Origin of the sequence: Psychromarinibacter sediminicola (assembly GCF_029168335.1) — a bacterium.
Lineage (GTDB): Bacteria > Pseudomonadota > Alphaproteobacteria > Rhodobacterales > Rhodobacteraceae > Psychromarinibacter > Psychromarinibacter sediminicola.
The window spans coordinates 1-782 of the sequence record NZ_JARGYC010000218.1; the positions used below are offsets into that span (position 1 = coordinate 1).

General features: G+C 54.6%; 1 pseudogene. It reads left to right on the forward strand.

The window, feature by feature from the left end:
• Positions 1-559: 559 nt before the first annotated feature.
• Positions 560-782, forward strand: a pseudogene (locus P1J78_RS25055) (helix-turn-helix domain-containing protein); the annotation flags it as partial.

The following is a 782-nucleotide window of genomic DNA, read 5'->3' on the forward strand; positions in this document are numbered from 1 at the left end:
GCTGCCCCCAGTATCTGCCCCAGGGTCAGTGAATCAGTCCCTCGGCCGAATGGGAATCCCCAATCGATTCATGTCGGTGGGCAAACGCTCTAAAGTATATTCAGGCAGATCAACTCTGGCAAGTTCTTCTCCTTGTTATTGCAGCCGAGGTCGTAGTAAAGAATGAACAAGGCGTGCTTTCAAGTGTAAAATTTCGAGCGCTTCACAACGCAATTCAAGAGTTTTATGAGGACCGCTTCACGCCCGAATTCCCAATGGTGGTACAACTCATGGGAAAACTTGAAGCTATGGCCGAGCTATCAAATAAACACATTGGAAAAATCGGAGAAGGCGAGTCCGCTTCCGAAGCAGTAACATTCAATCAAGCCCGAAGTCCGCTTAATGAAATGCGAGGTCACCTCGAAGAGGCTTTCACCAGTGCACGAGTCTCTCAAGACCACGTGATATTCATAGACAAAATAGACATTAGAGCGCTTACCTACCGACCTGAATCGATTAGGGATTCCCATCCCTGCGTAGGGCTGATTCACTGACCCCGAGGCAGATTTTGGGGGCAGCGATGGGCAAACCACTCTCCATAGACCTGAGGGAACGGGTGATAGAGGCGATCGACGGCGGCATGAGCCGACGTGGCGCCGCGGCGCGATACGGGATCGCGCCGTCCACGGCGATCCGCTGGGACAATGAGCGACGGGCAACTGGGTCCTTTGCCCCGAAGCGACAGGGCGGCGACATGCGCTCGAAGCGGCTCGAGGCCCATGCCGGGGTGATCCACGCTGCGC